The 23,969-nt window shown below is 65.0% G+C and carries 24 protein-coding genes; 16 read left to right on the top strand and 8 right to left on the bottom strand.

Going from position 1 to position 23,969, the window contains the following annotated elements:
• Positions 1-15 precede the first annotated feature (15 nt).
• From E3U26_RS08285 to E3U26_RS08260, 6 genes are all read right to left on the bottom strand, one after another.
• Positions 16-702, bottom strand: a complete 687-nt coding sequence (locus E3U26_RS08285) for a formate dehydrogenase subunit gamma (RefSeq protein ID WP_072462159.1) — start codon at positions 700-702, stop codon at positions 16-18.
• The gene (gene fdxH / locus E3U26_RS08280; protein WP_276241780.1) at positions 702-1,700 is read right to left on the bottom strand and encodes a formate dehydrogenase subunit beta; all 999 of its coding nucleotides are present in this window, start codon (positions 1,698-1,700) and stop codon (positions 702-704) included. Before fdxH ends, E3U26_RS08285 begins: the two co-directional genes overlap by 1 nt.
• Positions 1,697-4,132, bottom strand: coding sequence for a formate dehydrogenase-N subunit alpha (fdnG, locus tag E3U26_RS08275; RefSeq protein WP_240540291.1), 2,436 nt, complete (start codon positions 4,130-4,132; stop codon positions 1,697-1,699). Before fdnG ends, fdxH begins: the two co-directional genes overlap by 4 nt.
• Before the next feature lie 48 nt (positions 4,133-4,180).
• Entirely contained in the window at positions 4,181-4,780 is a 600-nt protein-coding gene (locus tag E3U26_RS08270; RefSeq protein WP_084197005.1) for a twin-arginine translocation signal domain-containing protein, read from the bottom strand.
• 152 nt (positions 4,781-4,932) lie between these two features.
• The gene (locus tag E3U26_RS08265; protein WP_072462161.1) at positions 4,933-6,009 is read right to left on the bottom strand and encodes an FAD-binding oxidoreductase; all 1,077 of its coding nucleotides are present in this window, start codon (positions 6,007-6,009) and stop codon (positions 4,933-4,935) included.
• Positions 6,009-7,247 (bottom strand): aromatic ring-hydroxylating oxygenase subunit alpha, encoded by a 1,239-nt coding sequence (locus E3U26_RS08260; RefSeq protein WP_036753699.1) that lies wholly within the window; start codon positions 7,245-7,247, stop codon positions 6,009-6,011. The genes E3U26_RS08265 and E3U26_RS08260 overlap by 1 nt, the downstream gene beginning before the upstream one ends.
• A gap of 568 nt (positions 7,248-7,815) precedes the next feature.
• Here E3U26_RS08260 and E3U26_RS08255 point away from each other — a divergent pair.
• The 7 genes from E3U26_RS08255 to E3U26_RS08225 all read left to right on the top strand — a co-directional run bounded on the left by E3U26_RS08255 (position 7,816) and on the right by E3U26_RS08225 (position 15,036).
• Complete coding sequence (locus E3U26_RS08255; RefSeq protein ID WP_243784152.1) at positions 7,816-8,262, top strand: CopD family protein; 447 nt, start codon at positions 7,816-7,818, stop codon at positions 8,260-8,262.
• Positions 8,263-8,385: 123 nt separating this feature from the next.
• Positions 8,386-9,657 carry a transcription termination factor Rho gene (gene rho, locus E3U26_RS08250; protein ID WP_024842822.1) on the top strand — a complete coding sequence of 424 codons (1,272 nt, stop codon included), beginning with the start codon at positions 8,386-8,388 and terminating at the stop codon, positions 9,655-9,657.
• Between the two features lie 16 nt (positions 9,658-9,673).
• A complete protein-coding gene (mnmE, locus tag E3U26_RS08245; protein WP_243784151.1) occupies positions 9,674-10,930 on the top strand; it encodes a tRNA uridine-5-carboxymethylaminomethyl(34) synthesis GTPase MnmE in 1,257 nt (418 codons plus the stop codon).
• 8 nt (positions 10,931-10,938) lie between these two features.
• Complete coding sequence (mnmG, locus tag E3U26_RS08240; protein ID WP_243784150.1) at positions 10,939-12,798, top strand: tRNA uridine-5-carboxymethylaminomethyl(34) synthesis enzyme MnmG; 1,860 nt, start codon at positions 10,939-10,941, stop codon at positions 12,796-12,798.
• Positions 12,798-13,379, top strand: coding sequence for a 16S rRNA (guanine(527)-N(7))-methyltransferase RsmG (gene rsmG, locus E3U26_RS08235; RefSeq protein WP_499104740.1), 582 nt, complete (start codon positions 12,798-12,800; stop codon positions 13,377-13,379). The genes mnmG and rsmG overlap by 1 nt, the downstream gene beginning before the upstream one ends.
• Positions 13,372-14,148 (top strand): ParA family protein, encoded by a 777-nt coding sequence (locus tag E3U26_RS08230; protein WP_243784148.1) that lies wholly within the window; start codon positions 13,372-13,374, stop codon positions 14,146-14,148. The genes rsmG and E3U26_RS08230 overlap by 8 nt, the downstream gene beginning before the upstream one ends.
• Before the next feature lie 9 nt (positions 14,149-14,157).
• On the top strand, positions 14,158-15,036 hold the full coding sequence (locus E3U26_RS08225) for a ParB/RepB/Spo0J family partition protein (RefSeq protein ID WP_243784147.1): 879 nt from the start codon (positions 14,158-14,160) through the stop codon (positions 15,034-15,036).
• A gap of 107 nt (positions 15,037-15,143) precedes the next feature.
• Here the strand turns inward: E3U26_RS08225 and E3U26_RS08220 are convergent, their stop codons facing one another.
• Positions 15,144-15,686 carry a nucleotide exchange factor GrpE gene (locus E3U26_RS08220; protein ID WP_114536069.1) on the bottom strand — a complete coding sequence of 181 codons (543 nt, stop codon included), beginning with the start codon at positions 15,684-15,686 and terminating at the stop codon, positions 15,144-15,146.
• Positions 15,687-15,693: 7 nt separating this feature from the next.
• On the bottom strand, positions 15,694-16,749 hold the full coding sequence (gene hrcA / locus E3U26_RS08215) for a heat-inducible transcriptional repressor HrcA (RefSeq protein ID WP_036753675.1): 1,056 nt from the start codon (positions 16,747-16,749) through the stop codon (positions 15,694-15,696).
• Positions 16,750-16,834: 85 nt separating this feature from the next.
• Here hrcA and rph point away from each other — a divergent pair, with 85 nt between their 5' ends.
• The 9 genes from rph to fghA all read left to right on the top strand — a co-directional run bounded on the left by rph (position 16,835) and on the right by fghA (position 23,925).
• Positions 16,835-17,557: a ribonuclease PH gene (gene rph / locus E3U26_RS08210; RefSeq protein ID WP_036753672.1), complete on the top strand. Its 723-nt coding sequence runs from the start codon at positions 16,835-16,837 to the stop codon at positions 17,555-17,557.
• Positions 17,545-18,150 carry an RdgB/HAM1 family non-canonical purine NTP pyrophosphatase gene (gene rdgB, locus E3U26_RS08205; RefSeq protein WP_036753669.1) on the top strand — a complete coding sequence of 202 codons (606 nt, stop codon included), beginning with the start codon at positions 17,545-17,547 and terminating at the stop codon, positions 18,148-18,150. The genes rph and rdgB overlap by 13 nt, the downstream gene beginning before the upstream one ends.
• A complete protein-coding gene (locus tag E3U26_RS08200) occupies positions 18,143-18,517 on the top strand; it encodes a RidA family protein (protein ID WP_214273481.1) in 375 nt (124 codons plus the stop codon). The genes rdgB and E3U26_RS08200 overlap by 8 nt, the downstream gene beginning before the upstream one ends.
• A gap of 8 nt (positions 18,518-18,525) precedes the next feature.
• A complete protein-coding gene (gene hemW / locus E3U26_RS08195) occupies positions 18,526-19,719 on the top strand; it encodes a radical SAM family heme chaperone HemW (RefSeq protein WP_243784146.1) in 1,194 nt (397 codons plus the stop codon).
• A 1-nt stretch (position 19,720) separates the two neighbouring features.
• Positions 19,721-20,074: a YbaN family protein gene (locus E3U26_RS08190; RefSeq protein WP_036753660.1), complete on the top strand. Its 354-nt coding sequence runs from the start codon at positions 19,721-19,723 to the stop codon at positions 20,072-20,074.
• A gap of 90 nt (positions 20,075-20,164) precedes the next feature.
• Positions 20,165-20,749, top strand: coding sequence for an S-(hydroxymethyl)glutathione synthase (gene gfa / locus E3U26_RS08185; protein WP_114536074.1), 585 nt, complete (start codon positions 20,165-20,167; stop codon positions 20,747-20,749).
• Positions 20,750-20,848: 99 nt separating this feature from the next.
• Entirely contained in the window at positions 20,849-21,976 is a 1,128-nt protein-coding gene (locus E3U26_RS08180; RefSeq protein WP_036753653.1) for an S-(hydroxymethyl)glutathione dehydrogenase/class III alcohol dehydrogenase, read from the top strand.
• A gap of 75 nt (positions 21,977-22,051) precedes the next feature.
• Positions 22,052-22,687 (top strand): ATP-dependent Clp protease proteolytic subunit, encoded by a 636-nt coding sequence (locus E3U26_RS08175; RefSeq protein ID WP_214273483.1) that lies wholly within the window; start codon positions 22,052-22,054, stop codon positions 22,685-22,687.
• Between the two features lie 398 nt (positions 22,688-23,085).
• On the top strand, positions 23,086-23,925 hold the full coding sequence (gene fghA / locus E3U26_RS08170) for an S-formylglutathione hydrolase (protein WP_036753647.1): 840 nt from the start codon (positions 23,086-23,088) through the stop codon (positions 23,923-23,925).
• Positions 23,926-23,969 lie beyond the last annotated feature (44 nt).

Raw genomic sequence — 23,969 nt, 5'->3', positions numbered from 1 at the left:
TCGGGTCGCTTGCGCCTACTCTGCCGGGCCGCCGCCCTCGCGTCCAGCCACTTCGCGCAGCCATTTGCGATGATGCCGCCAGGCCCAGCCGCCGGTCACGGTGCCGCGGGTCATGGCGCGGATAGTGCCGCGGGTCCAGATCGCCGCATAGACATGCAGGATGAAGGTCAGGATGATCGCGACCGCCGCCACCGCATGCACCAGCACCGCCCAGCGCCGCACCGGGATCGAGACCAGATGCGGGAAATATTCCTGCCAGATCATCACGCCCGAGACGATCAGCACCACGATCAGCACCGACATGGCCCAGAAGACGAATTTCTGCCCGGCATTGTATTTGCCAAGCTCGGGCAGCTTTTCCTCTTCGCCGCGGACGACCTCGCCGATATGGCTGACCCAGGTGCGGTCCTCGGGGCGGGGCAGGTTCAGCCGCCACATCTGCAGGAACAGCAGAAGGAAGCTGAAGAACAGCAGCACGCCCACGAAGGGATGCAGCCAGCGCGTCATCTGCCCGCCGCCGAACAGCCCGGTCAGGAAGTAGAGCGAGGGGTGGAACAGCGCCAGGCCGGACAGCAGCAGCGCGATCAGGCTGGCCGCCGTCACCCAATGGTTCAGCCGGGTGATGCCGCGATAGCGGCTGACCGTCACCGGGCGGCGGCTTTCGATATGGTCGCCCGCTTCGGAGAACATGCGCTTGGCCATCACAGCACCTCCCTTCCCGGCGGAACCGGGGGTTCACGCCCCTCGACCAGTTGCTCGGCATGGGTTTCATCCTCGGTCGAGACCTTGTTGGCGCGCGTCATCAGCCCGTGCAGGACCGAGCCGATGGCCGCGGCGCCGATCACGGCCAGGCCCAGCGTCTTGGTCACGCCCTTCCAGCCCTCGACCACCGGAGAGATGCGCGGCTCTTCCGGCAGGTCGGAGTAAAGCGAGGGCTGGTCGGCATGGTGCAGCACATAGAAGACATGCGTGCCGCCCACCCCCTGCGGGTCGTAGATGCCGGCATTGTCGTAGCCGCGCGACTTCAGGTCGTCGACCCGCGCCTCTGCATGGGCCAGCATGTCCTCCTTGGTCCCGAAGACGATGGCCTGGGTCGGGCAGGCCTTGGCACAGGCCGGCCCCTGGCCCACCGCCACCCGGTCCGAGCAGAGCGTGCATTTGTAGCTGACATGGGTTTTCTGGCTGATGCGCGGGATGTTGAAGGGACAGCCGGTCACGCAATAGCCGCAGCCGATGCAGTTCTCGTGGATGAAATCCACGATGCCGTTCGAATATTGCACGATAGCGCCGGGGGCCGGGCAGGCCTTCAGGCAGCCCGGATCGGCGCAATGCATGCAGCCGTCCTTGCGGATCAGCCATTCGAAATCGCCGGTCTGCGGGTTCTCGTATTCCGAAAACCGCATCAGGGTGAACATGTCGGGCGTCAGGTCGTGCGGGTTCTCGTAGAGGCCGACGTTCTGCTCGATCTCGGGATAGGTGTCGTTCCATTCGGCGCAGGCCGACTGGCACGCCTTGCAGCCGATGCATTTCGACACGTCGATCAGCTTGGCCACCGGCGTCAATTCGCGCGTCGGCGGCGGCAGGTCGGGCGTGGCCGAGGCGCGGACGACGTCGCCCGGCCCCAGGTTGGCCTGCATCGGTTGCACCGGCGGGTTCGAGACCGCGGTGCGCGGGCTGTCGAGGTTCGGATCGGTCGTCATGACACCGCCTCCCCTGTCGCGGGTTCGATATTGACCAGGAACGCCTTGAACTCGGGCGTTTCCACATTGGCATCGCCGACGAATGGCGTCAGGCTGTTCGGGCCGAAGCCCTTGCGCGCCGCGCCCATGAAGCCCCAGTGCAGCGGGATGCCGATGACATGCACCAGCTTGTCGCCGCATTGCATCGGCTTCAGCCGCCCCGTCACCAGCGCCTTGGCCTTGACCTCGCCGCGCTTGGACCAGACCCGGACCCAGCCGCCGCGCCGGATGCCTTTCTCGGCCGCCAGTTCCTCGCTGATCTCGACGAAGAACTCGGGCTGAAGCGCGGCATTGATGCGGTTGTGCTTGGTCCAGTAGTGGAAATGCTCGGTCAGGCGATACGAGGTCGCGGCGATCGGGAACTCTTCGCTGGTGGCGAATTGCTCGGCGTCGCCGACAAAGACCCGCGCCACCGGATTGCCGCGCATCTGCGGGTTGAACACGTTGGCAAGGGGCGATTCGAAGGGCTCCATATGCGTCGGGAACGGCCCGTCGCGCATCATGCCCCGGCTGAACAGGCGCGAGACGCCTTCCTGGTTCATGATGAAGGGACCGACATCGCCGGGCTTCGCCGTGGGGGCGATGTCGGGCACGTCATAGCCGGTCCATTTCTCGCCGTCCCATTCCAGCAGCTTGCGCGAGGGATCCCAGGGCCGGCCCTGCAAATCCGCCGAGGCCCGGTTGTAGAGGATCCGCCGGTTCAGCGGCCAGGAAAAGGTCCAGTTGGGATAGGCGCCGGTCTCGTCGGGGTCGGCATTGTCCCGGCGGGCCATGTTGTTGCCGTCCTCGTTCCAGCAGCCGGAATAGATCCAGCAGGCGCCCATGGTGGTGCCATCGTCGCGATACTGGCTGAAGTTCAGCAGCTGCTTGCCCTTGGCGGTCAGCACCTTGGCCGGGTCGGCGGGGTCGCGCACATCCTCCAGCGCGCGGCCGTTCAGCTCCTTGGCCAGTTCCTCGGGCGTCGGCTCGTCGGGGTCGGCATAGTCCCAGGTCAGGTTCAGGATCGGGTCGGGGAACACCCCGCCTTCGTCCTGGTAGAGCTTTTTCACCCGCAGGAAGATCTGCGCCATGATCCAGGTGTCGTGCCTGGCCTGGCCGGGCGGGGTCGCCGCCGACCAGTGCCATTGCAGCCAGCGGCCCGAGTTGACCAGCGCGCCGTCGTCCTCGGCAAAGCAGGACGAGGGCAGTTCCAGCACCTCGGTCTGGATCGAGGCGGTGTCCACGTCGTTGTGTTCGCCGTGGTTTTCCCAGAAATGCGCGGTTTCGGTCGCCAGCGGGTCCATGACCACCAAGAGCTTCAGCTTGCTCAGCGCCGAGGTCAGCTTGGCCCGGTTCGGGAAGGACAGCAGCGGGTTGAAGCCCTGGCAGAAATAGATGTTGACCTGGCCGGCATCCATCAGCTCGAACATGCGCAGGATGTCATAGGTCGGCACATCCAGCTTGGGCAGGTAGTGATAGGCCCAGTCGTTCTCGGCCGTGGCCGCGTCGCCCCACATGGCCTTCATGAAGCTGACCATGAACTTGGGATAGTTCTGCCAATAGCTGGTCTGCCCCGGCCGCAGCGGGGTAAAGCTGCGGCTGGACATGTAGGTCTGCCAGTCCGGCTCCTTCTCGGTCGGGATGTTCAGGTAGCCGGGGATCAGGTTCGACATCAGCCCGATGTCGGTCAGCCCCTGGATGTTGGAATGACCGCGCAACGCGTTCATCCCGCCGCCCCGGACGCCGATATTGCCCAGGATCAGCTGCAGCATCGCCATGCCGCGGATGTTCTGCGAGCCCTTGGCGTGCTGGGTCCAGCCCAGCGCATACATCGAGGTCATGGTCTTGTCGGGGGCCGAGCATTCGCCGATCATCTCGGCGATCTTCAGGAAGCGGTCGCTGGGCGTGCCGCAGACCTGCTCGACCAGTTCGGGCGTGTAGCGCGAGACATGTTCCCTGAGCAGGTTCCAGACGCAGCGCGGATGCTCTAGCGTCATGTCCACCTGGGCAAAGCCGTCCTCGCCGATGACATAGTCCCAGCTCGACTTGTCATAGTCGCGCTTTTCCGGGTCGTAGCCGGTGAACAGCCCGTCGCTCCAGCCGAATTCGTCCTTCACGATGAAGGCGGCGTTGGTGAAGGCTTTCACATAGTCCCATTGCACCTTGTCGTTCTGGATCATCCAGTTGATCAGGCCCATCAGGAAGGCGATGTCCGAGCCGGGACGGATCGGCGCATAGTAGTCCGCCACCGAGGCCGTGCGGGTAAAGCGCGGGTCCACCACGATCAGCCTGGCGCCGCGATTGGCCTTGGCCTCCGTCACCCATTTGAAGCCGCAGGGATGGGCTTCGGCGGCATTGCCGCCCATGACGACCACGAGGTCGGTGTTCTTGATGTCGGTCCAGGAGTTGGTCATCGCTCCACGGCCAAATGTCGGGCCCAAACTGGACACCGTGGGGCCGTGTCAGACGCGCGCCTGGTTGTCGAATCCGACGATCCCCATGGCGCGGACCGTCTTGTAGGTCAGCCATGCGGTTTCATTGGTGGTGGCCGAGGCCGCCAGATAGCCGGTGGTCGTCCAGCGGTTGACGGGCACCCCGTCGTCGTTGGCCAGCACCATGTTGGCGTCGCGGTCGTCCTTGAGCGCGCGGGCGATCTTGTCCAGCGCCTCTTCCCAGGAAATCTCCTCGAAGCTGGCGGCGCCGGGACGGCGGATGCGCGGCGTGGTCAGCCGCGTCTCGGCATTGACGAAATCCTTCAGCGCCGCGCCCTTCGGGCAAAGCGTGCCGCGGTTGGTCGGATGGTCGGCATCGCCCTCGATATGGACGACCCTGGCCTCTTCGCCGGCCTTCAGGTCGCCGTCGGAATAGATGATGACGCCGCAGGCGACCGAGCAATAGGGACAGGTGTTGCGCGTCTCGGTCGTCGAGGCCAGCTTGAAGGCACGCACATGCGCCTGTTCCGCCGCCTCCGCCCCGCCGAAGCCCATGGCCCCCAGCGATGTCGCCGCGACACCCGCACCCGCCAGTTTCAGGAAACCGCGCCGCGAGAGGTCGATATTCATCGTGCCCTCCTTTTGCCTGTCGAAGAGATAGGTACGGGGTCAGGATCGCGCGGTATGGTAGTTCTGTCAAGCTTGGCACGAAAAAGGCGCGGCCATGGCCGCGCCCCCAAGCTCTTGTTATTTCGTTATGTTTATGCTTGCATAACGAAAGTTCAGACCTCGACCGAGACTGCACCGATCGGATGCGAGCAGCAGGCCAGGATATAGCCCTCCTCGATGTCCTCGTCGGTGATGCCGCCGTTATGGACCATATGCACCTCGCCCGCGGTCTTTCTGATCTTGCAGGTGCCACACAGGCCGAAGGTGCAGCCCGAGGGGATGTTCAGCCCGTTGGCCTTGGCCACCGCCAGCACGGTGTCGGTCTCGGCGCATTTCGCCACCACGCCCGAGCTTTCGAAGGTGATCTGGGCGGCGCTTTCCTCGTCCGGGACCACGTCGTCCAGCACCGGGGCCTCGGCCTCGTTGCGGATCGGCGCGCCGAAGCTTTCCTGGTGATAGCGCTCCATGTCGAAGCCCAGCGCGATCAGCATGTCGCGCACCGCCTGCATGAAGGGCTCGGGTCCGCAGCAGAACACCTCGCGCTCCAGGTAATCCGGCGCCATCAGGCCCAGCATGATCTGGTTCAGCCGGCCGCGATAGCCGTGCCAGGTGCGGAACGGATCGGCCTCCTCGACGGTGAAGCGCAGCTGCAAGCCGGGCACCCGGTCCGCCATGCCTTCCAGCCGCTGGCGGAAGATGATGTCGGCGGGCGCGCGGGCGGCATGGACGAAGACGATGTCCGGCATCTCGCCGGAATCCCAGGCCCAGGTCGTCATCGACATCATCGGCGTGATGCCCGAGCCGGCCGAGATGAACAGGTATTTCGGCGCCTCGTGCCGGACGAAGGAAAAGATCCCCGCCGGGCCAAAGGCCTTGAGCCTCATTCCCGGCCGCAGGTGGTCGATCATCCAGCGCCCGCCGACGCTGCCCGGCTGCGCCTTGACGGTGACCGAGATGGACAGCGGCCGCGACGGGCTGGAGCTGATGGTATAGGTCCGCTGCACGTTGCCGCCCGGCACCGGCAGATCCAGCGTGACGAACTGTCCGGGCTGATAGTCGAACCAGGAACCCGAGGGCGCGCGGAAGGTGAAGGTGGCGGTGTCCGAGGTCTCGGGCACCACCATCGCGCATTCCAGCGGCTCGTCGTCCTTCCACGGGCGGTCGCCGAATGCCTTGACCAGGACCGCCATTATTCGGCCGCCATCGCCGGACGCGGGGACAGGCGGTCCATCATCTGCCGCACATACCAGTCGACGAAATGGATCACGCCCTCCTCCTGGCTGGGGGAATAGGGGCCGGGCTCGTAGGCCGGGGACAGGATGCCCTTCTGGTTCTCCTCGACCACGCGGCGGTCCTCGTCATTGGTCGCCAGCCACACTTCGGTCAGCTTTTGCAGGTCGTAGTCCACGCCCTCGACCGCGTCCTTGTGGACCAGCCATTTCGACGTCACCTCGGTCTCGGTCGGAGAGATCGGCAGCAGGCGGAAGACGATGGCGTGGTCGGGCAGGAAGTGGTTCCAGCTCGACGGGAAGTGATAGAACATCAGGCTGCCGGCGTCGTTCCACGGGATCATGCCCATGCGCCGGTTCACCGCCGCCTTGGTGGACATGGTGAAGCTTTCGGCATTGTTCAGCAGCGGCACGCGGGCAAAGCGCCATTGCATCCCCGGATCGTTCACGAAGCGCGCGGGCAGGCCGGCCTTGTCGCAGCGGTCCCAATGCGACAGGATCTCGGGCGAGGCGGCATTCGGCCCCTCCATCACCGTCATCAGCGGGTTGTCGGAATAGGTCCGGCACAGCGAGGGGTGGCTGCCGCCGCAATGGTAGCACTCGCGGTTGTTCTCGATCACCAGCTTCCAGTTGCCCTTCTCGACGATGGTCGAGGTAAAGGCGACCTTGGCGTTCGACAGGTCGCTGGCGCCGACATAGTCGCGCAGGAAGCCGCCCAGCCGTTCGAAATCCGGCGGGTTGTCGGCCAGGCAGATGAAGACCATGCCGCCCTCGACCCGGCAATGCACCGGCTTGAGGCTGAATTGCGACGGATCGAAGTCGGGGCCCATGTCGCGGGCGAACAGAAGCCTGCCGTCGAGGTCGTAGGTCCATTGGTGATAGGGGCAGACCAGCTTGGGCGAGGTGCCGTTCTGCTTGGGGCACAGCCGCTGGCCGCGGTGGCGGCAGACGTTGTGAAAGGCGCGGATCTGCCCGTCGGCGCCGCGCACGATCACCACCGGATATTCGCCGATCTGCAGGGTGGCGTGGTTGCCGGTCTTGGGGATGTCGCAGGTCGGAATGGCAAAGAGCCATTCGCGATACCACAGATTCTCCAGGTCGGCGTGATAGGCGCCCTCGTCGCAGTAAAGGTCGCGGCTGAGCGAGAAGTTCTTCCGCCGGTTGGCGAGCTGGTCCAGGATTTCAGCTGTGTTCAGCATGGCTTGATTCCGTCACAAAGGGGCATCCTTCGCAAAGCATTGCACCCGTTTTCCCCGCCGTAACTTGCCAAATGCGACGCCCGGATGACGCAAACGAACCTCGGGCGGCTTTGCGTGACCTCCTGTCCGGCCCAAAGCGGCGCGGGACGGGGGCAGGACCGCGATGCGCGCAAGGCATGGGCATAAGCCTGGGGATAAGCCGCGGCGACTCGGGGGGTCGAATCTGTGGAGATTGCGCGGCCTTTTTCCGCCCGTGGATGACCCCGCGGGACAGAGCGGGAACGGATGCTGCTTCTCCACATGTCGATAACCGGGCGGAAACCACCCACAAGCTGTGGAAAAGAAAAATTTTCACAAACTTATCCACAGTCGCCTTTTTCCTATCAGGCTGTTTATATTTGGTTTTTTCGTTAACAAATCGTTAATGATGTTTTTTTCCCCAAGCGGCGTGAGTTGGGGAATGTCGGCGCGGAGCGAAGATTTCCAGTCATCCACAGCCCCAACCACAACATCATCCTTTCTTTATCTTCCTTTATTTTTGATAGAGAGATGGCGCCGGAGGTGTGCCATGAACGATTTCCTGCCCCTTGCTTACCCCTGGATCAAAGCCCTGCATGTCATGGCGGTGCTTTCCTGGATGGCAGGGCTGTTCTATCTGCCGCGGCTGTTCGTCTATCACGCCGAGCGCGGCCATATCGGGCAAGAACCAGTGCAGTCCTTCCAGATCATGGAGGACAAGCTGCTGCGGATGATCATGAATCCGGCGATGATCGTGACCTGGATCGCGGGTCTGGCGCTGGTGCTGACGCCGGGCATCGTGGACTGGACGATGATCTGGCCCTGGACCAAGGCGGCCGGCGTGCTGGGGATGACCTGGTTTCACATGTGGCTGGCCGGCCAGCGCAAGGCGCTGCTACTGGGCCAGGGGCTGAGCGGCCGGCGCTACCGGATGATGAATGAGGTGCCGACGCTGCTGATGGTTGTCATCGTGCTGTCGGTGATCGTGAAATTCTAGAAGAATTGACTCGCGCGCCGATAATGCCTATGTGACCCGCATCCGCCGTCCGGCGGATTTTTCCTGACACAGTTTCTGCGCGGGCCGATCATGCGTCGGACAGCGCGTGCCCATAGGCTAGACATGACCGAAGAACGCCTCAACCTGTCCGATCTCAAGGCCAAGAGCCCGGCCGACCTGCTGGCCATGGCCGAGGAATGGGAGATCGAGAACGCCTCGACCATGCGCAAGGGCGAGATGATGTTCTCGATCCTCAAGGAACATGCCGAGGAAGGCTTCGAAATCGGCGGCGACGGCGTCCTGGAGGTGGTCCAGGACGGCTTCGGCTTCCTGCGCTCGCCCGAGGCGAACTACCTGCCCGGTCCCGACGACATCTACGTCAGCCCCGACATGATCCGCCAGCACAGCCTGCGCACCGGCGACACGGTCGAGGGCGTGATCCGCGCGCCCGGCGAGAACGAGCGCTATTTCGCCCTGACCAAGGTCGAGAAGATCAATTTCGAGAACCCCGAGAAGGCCCGCCACAAGGTCGCCTTCGACAACCTGACGCCGCTTTACCCGAACGAGCGGCTGAAGATGGAAATCGAGGATCCGACCATCAAGGACCGCTCCGCCCGGATCATCGACCTGGTGGCGCCGATCGGCAAGGGCCAGCGTTCGCTGATCGTGGCGCCGCCGCGTACCGGCAAGACGGTGCTGCTGCAGAACATCGCCCATTCGATCGAGAAGAACCATCCCGAATGCTACCTGATCGTGCTGCTGATCGACGAGCGGCCGGAAGAGGTGACGGACATGCAGCGTTCCGTCAAGGGCGAGGTGATTTCCTCGACCTTCGACGAACCGGCCAGCCGCCATGTCGCCGTTTCGGAAATGGTGATCGAAAAAGCCAAGCGCCTGGTCGAACATAAACGAGATGTTGTGATCCTTTTGGACTCGATCACAAGACTTGGTAGGGCCTTCAACACCGTCGTGCCCAGTTCGGGCAAGGTTCTGACCGGCGGCGTCGATGCAAATGCCTTGCAGCGGCCGAAGCGGTTCTTCGGCGCGGCGCGCAACATCGAGGAAGGCGGCTCGCTGACCATCATCGCCACGGCCCTGATCGACACCGGCTCGCGCATGGACGAGGTGATCTTCGAGGAATTCAAGGGCACCGGCAACAGCGAGATCGTGCTGGACCGCAAGGTGGCCGACAAGCGCGTGTTCCCGGCCATGGACATCCTGAAATCCGGCACCCGCAAGGAAGAGCTGCTGGTCGATGCCAAGGATCTGCAAAAGACCTATCTGCTGCGGCGCATCCTGAACCCGATGGGCACCACCGATGCGATCGAATTCCTGATCTCGAAGCTGAAGCAGACCAAGACCAACAGCGAATTCTTCGATTCGATGAACGCCTGACGGCGCGGAGGATGCGGTGGATACGATCTTTGCCGAGGCGACCCCGCCCGGTCGAGGGGGGGTTTCCGTCGTCCGCCTGAGCGGACCGAAGGCGCGTGCGACCCTGGAATCCCTGGCCGGGCCGGTGGCGACGCCGCGCCTGGCGGCCTTGCGGGCGCTGCGGGATGGAGAGGATCTGATCGACCGCGCCCTGGTCCTCTGGTTCGAGGAAGGCCATAGCTTTACCGGCGAGGAAGTGGCCGAGTTGCACCTGCACGGTGCTCCGGTGATCGCCAACCGGCTGGCGCAGGCACTTCTGTCGCGAGGGCTGCGAAGGGCCGAGGCGGGCGAGTTCAGCAAGCGCGCCTTTCTCAACGGCCGCATGGACCTGGCTGAAGCCGAGGGGTTGGCCGATCTGCTGTCCGCCGAGACGGAAGCGCAGCGCAAGCTGGCGATGCGGGCGACAGAAGGCGAGTTGGGGTGCAAAGCCGACGAATTGCGCGCCAAACTGGTTCGCGCCGGAGCCCTGATCGAAGCCAGCATCGATTTCGCGGATGAAGAAGTGCCCGAAGAGGTTCCGGCCGAGGCGCTGGAGCTGATCGCGGCGGTTCGCGCTGATATTCGGCTGATGCTGGCAGGCTATCCCGCCACCGAACGCTTGCGGCAGGGCTATGTGGTGGCGATCGTCGGGCCGCCGAATGCCGGGAAATCGACGCTGCTGAACCGGATCGGCCAGCGCGACATCGCCTTGGTGTCCGAGGTCGCGGGGACGACCCGCGATATCCTGGAACTCCATACCGATCTGCGCGGCTTGCCGGTGACCTTCCTGGATACGGCCGGCTTGCGTGAAAGCAGCGATCCGATCGAGGCCATGGGGGTTGCGCGGGGATTGCAGAGAGCGGCCGAGGCCGACTTGCGTATCCACCTTACGGTCGACGGGATTGCCGATGCGGCGACGGCGGGCGACATCGTTGTCCGCGCCAAGGCCGATCTGGGCCGGGCCGAGGGGATCTCGATCTCCGGGCTGACCGGGGAAGGGGTCGCCGAGCTTCTGGATCTGGTTTATGATCGCTTGCGAGTCAGGGCGGCGGATACCGGGCTGGTCGGACATAAAAGACAGGCGGAAGCCTTGCAGCGCGCCCTGTCGGCCCTGGAGGTCGATCACGACATGGCGCCGGAGTTTCTTGCCGAAGCCTTGCGCCAAGGGGCGCAGGCATTGGCGATGATGGTTGGACGTGTGGGGGCAGAGGATTATCTTGACGAGATCTTCAGTTCCTTCTGCATCGGAAAGTAGGGTTTCACGTGAAACAATACGACGTAATCGTGATTGGTGGAGGTCATGCCGGTGTGGAAGCGGCCATGGCGGCCGCACGCATGGGCGCCGAAACCGCGCTGATAACGCTGAATCAGGACGATATCGGAACGATGTCCTGCAATCCTGCAATCGGCGGGCTGGGCAAAGGCCATCTGGTGCGGGAAATCGACGCGCTCGACGGGGTCATGGGAAGGCTGGCCGATGCTGCAGGCATTCAGTTCCGCTTGCTGAACAGGCGCAAAGGGCCTGCCGTCCAGGGACCGCGCGCGCAGGCCGATCGCAAGCTTTATCGAGCGGCTGCAGCGCGGGCGGTGGCCGAACAAGCCCGCTTGACGCTGGTGCTGGGCGAAGCTGCTGAGTTGCTGCATGAGCGGGCTGTGGTTCATGGCTTGCGTCTGGCCGATGGCACGGAACTGCAGGCACGGCAGGTCATCCTGACCACGGGAACCTTTCTTAACGGGTTGATTCACATAGGCGAGATCACCCGCCCCGCCGGCCGCTGGGGCGGGTCGGCATCGGTGCGGCTCGCGGCGTCGCTTCGCCCGCTCAACCTGCCGCTGGGCAGGCTGAAGACCGGCACGCCTCCGCGCATTCTCCGCAGCAGCATCGACTGGGAAAGCCTGGATGAGCAGCCGGGTGACGACGAGCCGGTGATGTTTTCATACCTGTCCTCCGGCCCGGAGGTGCAGCAGATCAGCTGCGCGATCACCCATACGAACCCGGACACCCACGGCATCATTCGTGACAATCTTGCTCGGTCGGCCATGTATGGCGGCCGGATCGATGGGGTGGGGCCGCGCTATTGCCCTTCGATCGAAGACAAGATCGTCCGGTTTGCCGACAAGAATTCGCACCAGATCTTCCTGGAACCCGAGGGCCTGGACAGCGATCTGGTCTATCCGAACGGCATTTCGACCTCTCTGCCGGAAGAGGTGCAGCTTGCCTATGTCCGCTCGATCCGTGGCCTGGAAGCGGCGGAAATCGTGCAACCCGGCTATGCTGTGGAATATGACTATGTCGATCCGCGTGCGCTGACGCCCACGCTGGAGGCCAAGGCCCTGTCGGGGCTGTTTCTTGCCGGGCAAATCAACGGGACGACCGGCTATGAGGAGGCGGCAGCGCAGGGATTGGTGGCTGGCCTTAACGCCGCATTGAAGGCGCAGGGGCGGGAGAGCCTGCATTTCAGCCGCTCCCAAAGCTATATCGGCGTGATGATCGATGATCTTACCACGCGCGGGGTCAGCGAACCTTATCGCATGTTCACCTCTCGCGCCGAGTTTCGTCTGTCCTTGCGGGCTGACAATGCCGATCAGCGCCTGACCCCGCTGGGGATCGGGATCGGTTGCGTGGGTCACGCCCGCCAGGAGGCGTTCTCTGAAAAGATGCGGCGCTATTCGGCAGCTCGCCGCCGGGCGGAATCCGTCAGCTTCACGCCCACTGAGCTTTCTCGCGCGGGGATCGAAGTGCGGCAAGACGGCGCTCGGCGCAGTCTGTTCGCGCTGCTTGCCCAGCAGGAAATACCGCAGAATCAGGTTCTTGCGCTGGATGAAGAGCTTTCGTCGCACGATCGGGCCACCATTGCCCAACTGGCGGCAGATGCGCTGTATCATCAATACATGGACCGCCAGGGCAAGGATGCCGAGCTGCTGCGCAAGGAGGAATCAGTCGCGATTCCGACCGGGTTCGATTATGACGCACTTTCCGGCCTCTCCAACGAACTCAAGTCCAAGCTGAACAAATATCGCCCCGCGACCCTGGCAGCGGCTGCAAGCATCGAGGGCATGACGCCCGCGGCGCTGACGCTCATCCTTGCCGTGATCCGAACCGGCGAGCGGAAAACGGCTTGATGAGTGTTTCACGTGAAACAGAGCGCCTTGCCGCCTATACGGAATTGCTACGAAAGTGGAACCCGGCCATCAACCTAATTGCGCCGTCCACATTGGACCAGATCGAGACGCGGCATGTCGCAGACAGCCTGCAACTGGCCGAAATGGCCAGAAATGTGTCGGGGAATTGGGTCGACCTTGGCAGCGGCGGCGGTTTTCCCGGTATCGTCGTCGCAATCGTGCGGCCTGACCTGGATCTGACCCTGGTCGAAAGCGATCAGCGCAAGGCTGCTTTCCTGCGCAACGTGGTGCGCGAATTGGCGCTGCCCCGCGCGCGGGTGATATGCAAGCGCATCGAGGCGCTGGATAGGCTTGATGCCGCCAATATCAGCGCAAGGGCCCTTGCCCCGCTTCCGCTGCTCATGGCATATGTAGACCGGCACCTGAGCGCATCGGGAACGGCATGGCTGATGAAAGGCCGAAACTGGCAAGATGAAGTCGCTCAGGCGCGAACCGATTGGAAATTCGAACTAAAGCCCCACCAAAGCGCGACCGATCCTGACGCGGCCATTCTGGAAATCACGGAAATTCGCCATGCATGACACACGCATCATTGCCGTTGCAAACCAGAAGGGCGGGGTGGGAAAGACCACCACGGCGATCAATCTTGGCGCCGCCCTGGCCGAGCAGGGCCAGCGGGTCGCGATCATAGACCTTGATCCGCAGGGAAACGCTTCGACCGGGCTGGGCGTGGCGCTGGAAGATCGGGTTCTGACCTCTTACGACCTGCTGACCGGCGAGCAGGGGTTGGACGAGACGCTGCGCGACACCACCATCGCCAATCTTCGCCTTGTGCCGTCCAATCGCGACCTGGCTTCGGCTGATTTCGAGCTGTCCAATCGTCCCGGACGGACCCAGCTGTTGCGGCGCAAGCTGACGGTTCCTTCGGAGCTGGATTATATCCTGATCGATTGCCCGCCCGCGCTTGGCCTTCTTACCGTCAATGCCATGGTGGCTTCGGACAGCGTGCTGGTGCCGCTGCAAGCCGAATTCTATGCGCTCGAGGGCTTGTCGCAGCTGCTGATGACCGTGCGCGAGGTGCGCCAGACCGCCAATCCCGACCTGCGGATCGAGGGCGTGTTGCTGACCATGGCGGACAATCGCAACAACCTGTCGCAGCAGGTCGAGGCGGATGCGCGCAATACGCTTTCCGGTCTGGTCTATCGCACGGTGATTCCGCGCAACGTCCGGCTGTCCGAGGCGCCGTCCCATGCCATGCCGGTGCTGCAATACGATCCGAGCTCCAAGGGAAGCCACGCTTATCGCGAATTGGCGACCGAGTTCCTGTCCCGTCAACTCGCGACCGCCTGAGGAGGAATCATGGCAGAGAACAAGCTTGAAAAGCGCGGTCTGGGTCGTGGTCTTTCGGCCCTGATGGCCGATGTCGACCTGATTCCGTCCGAACGTCCCGCGCCGCGGCAGATCCTTCCGGTCGAGCAGCTGACCCCGAACCCGGACCAGCCCCGCCGCAGCTTTGCCCCCGAGGCTTTGCAGGAACTGGCCGATTCGCTGAGGACGCGCGGCATGTTGCAGCCGCTGATCGTCCGTCCGCATCCGTCGGATCGCGGCCTTTACCAGATCGTCGCCGGCGAGCGCCGCTGGCGCGCCGCGCAGATCGCCCAGCTTCACGAGGTTCCCGTCATCGTCCGCGAGCTGGACGATACCGAGGTGCTGGAAGTCGCCATCGTCGAGAATATCCAGCGCGCCGACCTGAATGCGATCGAAGAGGCGGCATCCTATCGTCAGCTGATGGACCGGTTCGGCCATACCCAGGAAAAGCTGGCCGAGGCGCTGAACAAAAGCCGCAGCCACATCGCCAACCTGCTGCGCTTGCTGAACCTTCCAGAACAGGTGCAGGCCTGGCTCAAGGAAGGCAAGCTGACGGCCGGGCATGCCCGAGCCCTGATCACCGCCGCGAACCCGGTCGAACTGGCGCGGAAGGTGATCGAAAAGAACCTGTCGGTGCGCGAGACCGAGGATCTGGTCCGTCGCCAAGCCGAAGGCTCCAAGGCGCAGAAGCCCAAGGGCTCCAAGCAGGAAAAGGACGCTGACACCCGCGCGCTGGAAGGCGATCTGACCGCGCATCTGAAGATGAAGGTGGCGATCAACCATGCCGGAGTCGATGGCGGCCAGGTCGTCATCACCTATCGCGACCTGGATCAGCTTGACCGGATTTGCCAGATCCTTGCGGGCAACTGACCACAATATCTGGTATAGGGTGGCAATAATCCCCCTAGACTTGCTATAAAGCCAAGAAAAAACCCCGGAGGCGACTCCGGGGTTTCGCGTTTTTCAGCGCAATCGGTTCAGCTTGCGGGGGTGGAGCTGACGCCCACCTTGGCCGGGCGCAGCAAGCGGTCATGCAGCATGAAGCCGTTGTCCATGACCTGGATGATGTTCCCGGCCATGGTGCCCGGAACCGGGGCCTCGAACATGGCTTCGTGCTGCTGGGGATCGAATTTCTCGCCCAGGGCCGGGGTGATGACCTTGATGCCATGCTTGGCGAAGACGTTGTTCAGCTCGCGCAGGGTCAGCTCGACGCCTTCGATCAGGGCTGCCGCTGCGGCGCGCTGCTCGTCGCCGGCGGCATCCAGCGCGCGGGTCAGGGCGTCATGCACCGGCAGCAGGTCGCGCGCCAGGCGCGAGCCGCCGTATTGCTCGGCGTCGCGGCGATCCTTCTCGGCCCGCTTGCGGGCGTTTTCGGCATCGGCCAGCGCGCGCATGAAGCGGTCGCGGTATTCGTCCCGCTCGGCGATCAGCGCCTCGACCCCGGCCGAGGGTTCGTCATCCGCCGGGGGGTCGATGATCTCCTCATCCAGCGGGCTGCCGTTCGGGTTTTCCTTCGTCATGTCCTCATCATCCTTTCCGGCCCGAAATCAACCGGCCGACAAGCTGCGCAGTATAATCCACGATCGGCACGATGCGGCCATAGTTCAGCCGCGTCGGACCGATGACGCCGACCGCGCCAACAATCTTTCGGTCGGCATTCATATAGGGCGAAACGACGAGAGAGGAACCGGAAAGTGAAAAAAGCTTGTTCTCCGAGCCGATGAAAATGCGCACGCCCTCGCCTTGTTCGGCCAGTTCCAGGAATTCGGCGATGTCGCGCTTGCGTTCCAGGTCGTCGAACAGGCTGCGGATCCGGTCCAGGTCGGCCAGTTCATGCGCCAGAAGATTGGCACGGCCGCGCACGATCAGCCGCGGATCGCTGCTTTCGCCCTCCCACAGCGCCAGGCCCGAGGAAACAAGCGCCGCGGCGATGCTGTCCAGCTTTTGCCGGCTGGCCTGGATTTCCTGCGCGATGCTGCGGCGCAGCTCGGCCAGGGTGCGACCTTCCGCCACGGCATTCAGGAAATTCGCCGCCTCGCGCATGGAGCTGGCGGTATGGCCGGGCGGGGGGGCAAAGACCCGGTTCTCGACCCGGCCGTCGGCAAAGACCAGCACCACCAGCGCGCGGTCCGGGGCCAGGCTGACGAATTCGATGTGCCGGACCGGCGCTTCCTGCTTGGGCATCAGCACCAGCGAGGCGCCCTGGGTCAGGGCCGACAGCGCGGTGCTGATCCGGTCCAGCATGACGCCGGTATTGCCGCTGTCGTCGCCCAGCGTCTCATCGATCATCTCGCGGTCGCTGGCGGCGACCGGCCCGGCCTCCATCAGCCCGTCGACGAACAGTCGCAGCCCCAGCTGCGTGGGCATGCGCCCGGCCGAGATATGCGGGTGGTCCAGCAGGCCCAGCAGTTCCAGGTCCTGCATCACGTTGCGAATCGTCGCGGCGCTGACCCTTTCGGACATCTCGCGGGTCAGCGTGCGCGAGCCGACCGGCTCGCCGGTGGCAAGGTAGGCTTCGACGACCCGGCGAAAGACTTCGCGCGAGCGGTCGTTGAGATCGGAAAGCAGCGCGGTTTCAGGCATCGGCATCCTGTCAGGACGTTCTCGGGTTGCGGTCGGGGGCCTCGGACCTGTATCTGAACGGCAAAACCCCCGAAAGGAATGAAAGATGCGTCCCTCTGGCCGGAATTTAAGTGATATGCGCCCGATTTCAATCGAAACGGGCATCATGCGCCATGCCGAGGGTTCCTGCATGATCTCTTGCGGCGATACCCGCGTGCTCTGCTCGGCCACGATCGAGGAGAAGGCGCCGCCCTTCCTCAAGGGCTCGGGGCAGGGCTGGGTGACGGCGGAATACGGCATGCTGCCGCGGGCGACGAACAGCCGCAACCGGCGCGAGGCGGCGGCGGGCAAGCAGTCCGGCCGCACGCAGGAGATCCAGCGCCTGATCGGCCGCGCGCTGCGTGCCGGGGTGGACCGTCGCGCGCTGGGGGAACGGCAGATCGTCATCGACTGCGACGTGATCCAGGCCGATGGCGGCACCCGCTGCGCCGCGATCACCGGCGGCTGGGTGGCGCTGCGGCTGGCGATGAACCGGCTGTTGAAGGCCGGCATCGTCACCACCGATCCGATCATGGACCATGTCGCCGCGGTGTCCTGCGGCATCTATGCCGGGCAGGCGATCCTGGACCTGGACTATGCCGAGGACAGCGAAGCCGGAACCGACGGCAATTTCATCATGACCGGGGCAGGGCGGCTGATCGAGGTGCAGATGTCGGCCGAGGGCGCGACCTTCTCGCGCCCCGAGATGAACCAGCTGCTCGACCTGGCCGAAGCCGGCGTCGCCGCGCTGGTCCGCGCCCAGACCGAGGCCGTCCAATGCGCCGGCTGACCGAAAGGAAGCTGCTGGTCGCCACCCACAACCGGGGCAAGCTGGACGAGATCCGCGCCATGATGGCCCCGCACGGCATCGAGGTGACGTCGGCCGGCGAGATGGGCCTGCCCGAGCCGGCCGAGACCGAGGACAGTTTCATCGGCAATGCCCGCATCAAGGCCCGCGCCGCCATGCAGGCGACCGGCCTGCCGGTGCTGGCCGACGACAGCGGCATCACCGTGGACGGGCTGGACGGCGCGCCCGGCGTCTATACCGCCGACTGGGCCGAGACCCCGCAGGGCCGCGACTTCATGCAGGCCATGACCCGCACCTGGCGCGAGCTGGACGAGCGCGGCGTCCCCGAGCCGCGCACCGCCCAGTTCCGCGCCACGCTGGTCCTGCTTTGGCCCGATGGTCACGAGGAGATCTTCGAGGGCGTCGCGCCCGGCCGCCTGGTCTGGCCGCCGCGCGGGCAGCAGGGCCATGGCTACGACCCGATCTTCGTGCCCGACGGCCATGACGCGACCTATGCCGAGATGCCGCCCGAACAGAAGAACGCCATCAGCCACCGCGCCCGCGCCTTTCGCAAGCTGGAGACGCTGTTTGCATAGGATCTCGACCGGCTCGCCCTTCGAAACGGCGCTGGGTTACAGCCGCGCGGTGGTGAAGGGGCCGTGGTGCTTCGTCTCGGGCACCACGGGTTACGATTACGCGGCCATGGCCATGCCCGACAGCGCTGCCGACCAGGCGCAGAACGCCTTTGCCACCATCTTCGCCACCCTGGCCGAGGCGGGTTTCACGCCCACCGACATCGTGCGCGTGCAATACACCATCACCGACCCGGCGATCCTGGACGAGATCGCGCCGGTCCTGGGCGAGGCGATGAAGGATGCGTTACCCGCCGCGACCATGGTTGTCGCCGGGCTCATCAGACCCGAAATGAAGGTCGAGATCGAAGTGACAGCCTTTCGGGAGTGACCCAGCCCATGCCAGCCCCTGCCGCCAGCACCGCGCCCGCCCAGGCCCTTGCCGAAGACTGGCGGGCGGGCGGCTTCGGGCTTTACGTGCATTGGCCCTTTTGCGCCGCGAAATGCCCCTATTGCGATTTCAACAGCCATGTCGCGGCCGTGATCGACCAGGGCCGCTGGCTGACCGCCTATCGTCGCGAACTGGCCCGACTGGGCCGGGAAACACCGGGTCGGGTGCTGAACAGCATCTTCTTCGGCGGCGGCACCCCCAGCCTGATGGCGCCCGAGACCGTGGCCGGGGTGATCGAGGCTGCGCGCGCCGAATGGCCCTTTGCCAATGACATCGAGATCACGCTGGAAGCCAACCCGACCAGCGTCGAGACGGGCCGTTTTCGCGCCTATGCCGACGGCGGCGTCAACCGCGTCTCGATGGGGGTGCAGGCGCTCAACGACGACGACCTGCGCCGGCTGGGCCGGATGCATTCGGCGGCCGAGGCCCGCGCCGCCTTCGACACCGCGCGGGATTGTTTCACGCGGGTCAGCTTCGACCTGATCTATGCCCGTCAGGACCAGGACCGCGCGCATTGGCGGCGCGAACTGACCCAGGCGCTCGGCATGGCGGTCGATCACCTCTCGGCCTATCAGCTGACCATCGAGCCGGGCACCGCCTTCGGCGCCCGCCATGCGAAAGGCGGGCTCAGGGGCCTGCCGGACGAGGATCTTTCCGCCGACATGTATCTGGACACGCAGGAGATCTGCGCGGCGGCCGGGATGCCGGCCTATGAGATTTCGAACCACGCCCGGCCGGGCGCGGAAAGCCGGCACAACCTGATCTATTGGCGGCAGGGCGACTGGGCCGCCGTGGGGCCGGGCGCGCACGGCCGCCTGACGCTGCCCTCGGGCCGCTGGGCGACCGAGGCGCACAGGGCGCCGGGCGAATGGCTGGAGGCGGTCGAGGCGCGCGGCGACGGCGAAAGCCAGCGCGAATTGCTGGACTTGCCGGGCCGGGCGCTGGAATATCTGCTGATGGCCATGCGGCTGGTCGAGGGGCTGGAAATTCCGCGCTATCTTGCCCATGGCGCCGAATTGCCGCAGGGACGGCTGATGAATCTGGCCGAACTGGGCCTTATCTCGCTGCGGGGCGACCGGCTGGCGGCGACGGCGGCGGGGCGGCCCGTCCTGAATGCGATCCTGCGTGAACTGGCGGAGTAAGATGCGATACCTGTGGCTCTCGATGGGCTGGCTGACCCTGACGCTGGGAACGATCGGGATTTTCCTGCCGGTCCTGCCCACGGTGCCCTTCCTGCTGCTCGCGGTCTGGGCCTTTGCGCGTTCCTCGCCGCGGCTGGGCGCCCGCATCATGCGCCATCCCCGATTCGGCCCGCCGATCCGCGCCTGGCGCAAGCGCGGCGTCATCGGCCGCAACGCCAAGATCTGGGCGGTGGCCGGCATGACCGCCGGGGTCGCCTGGGCGGTCTGGCTGGGGCTGGACATGCGCTTCATCGCCGTGCAGGTGCTGGCCTGCACCGCCATCGCCGCCTGGCTTGTCACCCGCCCTGAGCTTTGAGCCGCAAGGCAATACAACCTTTTGCCCACTTGTTCCTGCGCGGCCACGGCGCAAACTTCGGCGCATGGCTCTGAGGGGAGGAACTGGAACATGGTGGACACATCGGGGGTGAAGATCCACCCCGCAGTCGACAATGGCATCAAGCCCGCGCAGCCCGGCTTCGCGGGCGGCACGCTGCATTGCAAATGCAGCACCAACCCGGTCCGGGTCGCGATCCGGGCGCAGACCGCGCATAACCATGTCTGCGGCTGCACCAAGTGCTGGAAGCCCGAGGGCGCGATCTTTTCCCAGGTGGCCGTGGTCGGCCGCGATGCGGTAGAGGTGCTGGAGGGCGCCGAGAAGCTGGAGATCGTCAATGCCGAGGCGCCGATCCAGCGCCATCGCTGCCGCGATTGCGGCGTGCATATGTATGGCCGGATCGAGAACCGCGACCATCCCTTCTACGGGCTGGATTTCGTCCATACCGAGCTTTCGGACGAGGATGGCTGGGCGGCGCCGGAATTTGCCGCCTTCGTCAGCTCGATCATCGAATCGGGCGTCGATCCCAGCCGGATGGAGGCGATCCGCGCCCGGCTGCGCGAATTGGGGCTGGAACCCTATGACGCGCTTTCGCCGCCGCTGATGGATGCGATTGCCACCCATATCGCCAAGCGGTCCGGCGCGCTTGCGGCCTGAGCGCCGGCTTGGCCGCGACAATTGCGGGGGTCGGTTTACCGGCCCCCGAAACCATGAGAAAACCGCAGGCCAAGGGCCGTCACCGAAGGAGAAGACAAGATGAGAACCCGTGCCGCCGTCGCGCTGGAAGCCGGCAAGCCGCTGGAGGTCATGGAGGTCAACCTGGAAGGCCCCAAGGCCGGCGAGGTGATGGTCGAGATCAAGGCCACCGGCATCTGCCACACCGACGAATTCACCCTGTCGGGCGCCGATCCCGAGGGGCTCTTCCCCTCGATCCTGGGCCATGAGGGCGCGGGCGTCGTGGTCGAGGTCGGCCCCGGCGTCACCTCGGTCAAGCCGGGCGATCATGTCATCCCGCTCTACACGCCCGAGTGCCGGCAATGCGCGTCCTGCCTGTCGGGCAAGACCAACCTTTGCACCGCGATCCGCGCCACCCAGGGTCAGGGCCTGATGCCGGACGGCACCAGCCGGTTCAGCATGCTCGACGGCACGCCGATCTTTCACTACATGGGCTGCTCGACCTTCTCGAACTACACCGTGCTGCCGGAAATCGCGGTGGCCAAGGTGCGCGAGGACGCCCCCTTCGACAAGATCTGCTACATCGGCTGCGGCGTCACCACCGGCATCGGCGCGGTGATCAACACCGCCAAGGTGGAAATCGGCGCCAAGGCGGTCGTCTTCGGCTTGGGCGGCATCGGTCTGAACGTGCTCCAGGGCCTGCGGCTGGCCGGTGCGGACATGATCATCGGTGTCGACCTGAACGACGACAAGAAGCCGATGGCCGAGCATTTCGGCATGACGCATTTCATCAACCCGAAGAATTGCGACAACGTGGTGCAGGAGATCGTCAACCTGACCAAGACGCCCTTCGACCAGATCGGCGGCGCCGACTACAGCTTCGACTGCACCGGCAACGTCAAGGTGATGCGCGACGCGCTGGAATGCACCCATCGCGGCTGGGGCCAGTCGATCATCATCGGCGTGGCGCCGGCGGGGGCGGAAATCAGCACCCGCCCGTTCCAGCTGGTCACCGGCCGGGTCTGGAAGGGCACGGCCTTCGGCGGCGCCCGCGGCCGCACCGACGTGCCGCAGATCGTCGACTGGTACATGAACGGCAAGATCGAGATCGACCCGATGATCACCCACACCCTGTCGCTGGACGACATCAACAAGGGCTTCGACCTGATGCATGCGGGCGAGTCGATCCGCTCGGTCGTGCTTTACTGATCGTCAAGGGCTGCTTAGGTAAAAGGACGGCGGGGGCGGGCGACCGGCCCCGCCGTCAACATGAAAGGACCGATCATGGCACAGCACATCCGCCTGGACGACGATGACGACGACGAAGACGAGCGCCGCCAGGAGGGCTCGAAGGACGAGGGCCTCGGCCTGCCCGAGGGCGACAAGATCGGCAAGCTCTACTTCAAGTCGCGCACGGTCATCGTCGCCGGGCCGATCACCGACAAGCTGGCGCAGCGCACCGTCGCGCACCTGCTGGCCCTGGCCGAGGACAGCGAAGACCCGATCAACATGCTGATCTCGTCCCCCGGCGGCCATGTCGAATCGGGCGACATGATCCATGACGTGATCAAGTTCATCCGCCCGACCGTGCGCACCATCGGCTCGGGCTGGGTGGCCTCGGCCGGGGCGCTGATCTTCGTCGGCGCGGAGAAGGCAAACCGCTTCTGCCTGCCCAACACTCGCTTCCTGATCCACCAGCCCTCGGGCGGGATCGGCGGCACCTCGACCGACATGATGATCCAGGCCGAGCAGGTGCGGCTGATGCGCGACCGGCTGAACCAGATCTTTGCCGAGGCGACCGGCCAGACCGTCGAGCGGATCGAAAAGGACACCCAGCGCGACTTCTGGCTGAACACGCAAGAGGCGCTGGACTATGGCCTTCTGGGCAAGGTCATCCGCTCGGTGGACGAGCTGAAGTGACGGGCCCGCGTTGATGGCGGGGCGGGACAGCAGGCATGCTGATCCGTCCCGCCTGTCGCCCAGGCCAGCCTGGTCGCGCGGGGCTTTCGCCACGGCGCCGGGCTGGCGGCACGCCCTGCGCGACCGGGTGGATTTCGCCATCGCGGCCTACGGACCCGGCCATGCGCAAGCCCAGGCTGCCAGCCGCCGACATCCGGCAACGTGGCGACGGGCTGCTGTCGGAATTGCGCCCGCGCCCGCGGCGATTTCGCCGTCGCGGCCCTGCCGGCACCGTTCATTCGTGGCAGAAAGCCGGTTTCGATATTGCCGGCCGGCTGCCCGCCGCGTTTCTTCGGCCCCGGCATGGCCCGTGCCGATGCACCGGCGATGTTCCACGACCTGACAAGAGGGATTGAGCCATGAGTCTGGCCTATGAAACCGTATCGGAAAACCGCAGCTTCGGCGGCATCCAGGGCGTCTATCGCCACCAGTCGCAGGCGACCGGCACGCCGATGACCTTTGCCGTCTACCTGCCGCCGCAGGCCGAATACGGCAAGGTGCCGGTGTTGTGGTATCTGTCGGGCCTGACCTGCACGCATGAGAACGCCATGACCAAGGCCGGCGCACAGGAATGGGCGGCGGAATACGGCATCGCGGTGATCTTTCCCGACACCTCGCCGCGCGGCGAGGGCGTGGCCAATGACGAGGCCTACGACCTGGGGCAGGGCGCCGGCTTCTATGTCGATGCGACCCAGGCCCCCTGGGCGCCGCATTTCCGCATGTGGCATTATATCACCCACGAACTGCCGGAACTGGTCTTCGGCAACTTCCCCCTGGACCGCGAGGCGCAGGGCATCACCGGGCATTCCATGGGCGGCCATGGCGCGCTGACCATCGCCATGACCCTGCCCGAGCGCTACAAGTCCGTCTCGGCCTTTTCGCCGATCGCCCATCCCAGCGAATCCGACTGGGGGCGCAAGCAGTTCGCCGCCTATCTGGGCGAGGACCGCAGCGCCTGGGAACGGCACGATTCGACCCTGCTGATGCGCCAGCGCGGCTATCCCGGCGAGGTGCTGATCGACCAGGGCGCCAGCGACCAGTTCCTGGACCTGCTGAAGCCCGAGGCGCTGGCCCATGCCATGGCCGAGCGCCGCCAGCCCGGCACCTTCCGCATGCAGCAGGGCTACGACCACAGCTATTTCTTCGTGCAGACCTTCATGGCGGACCACATCCGCTGGCATGCCGAACGGCTGGGCTAGCTGTCGAAAGCGGCGGCGGGGGGATTGACCCCATACCTATTGCC

The organism is Paracoccus ferrooxidans (genome assembly GCF_029909815.1).
GTDB classification, from domain to species: Bacteria; Pseudomonadota; Alphaproteobacteria; order Rhodobacterales; family Rhodobacteraceae; genus Paracoccus; species Paracoccus versutus.
This window is presented reverse-complemented; position numbering and strand designations above follow the sequence as displayed.